Origin of the sequence: Brevibacillus sp. SIMBA_040 (genome assembly GCF_046535075.1) — a bacterium.
Lineage (GTDB): Bacteria > Bacillota > Bacilli > Brevibacillales > Brevibacillaceae > Brevibacillus.
Genome location: NZ_JAWRXI010000122.1, coordinates 1 through 296, shown reverse-complemented (window position 1 = coordinate 296; position 296 = coordinate 1). Strand labels below are relative to the sequence as shown.

Annotated in this window: 1 protein-coding gene; it reads left to right on the top strand. The window is 60.5% G+C overall.

The features are described 5' to 3' along the window. The coding region (locus SB752_RS32220) for a hypothetical protein (RefSeq protein WP_410719469.1) at positions 1–296 on the top strand (296 nt) is incomplete at both ends.

Sequence of the window (296 nt, the reverse complement as noted above, 5' to 3'; positions counted from 1 at the left end):
GACGAAGCAGCGGTCAAGGAGGCGAGCGATCTTATCGAGGAAAAGCTGAATGAACTCGCCAAGGTAACGACGGGTGTCGGCAAGGCACCGGTGCTCGACGTGCGCATGCCTGGTCCTCTGGCTCCGGACAACGTCACAAAGCTTGAGCAGTATCGATTGCTCGTTAACGGCGGCTACGAAGGGTGCAAAATCCGAGCGGTGCCGTCTGCCGACGACGACCTCCACCTACCCCGGCAAAAGGGCGAGACGTTCGACAAAAAGGGCGGTGCCGTCCTACTGGGGAAGCCGCCGTACGA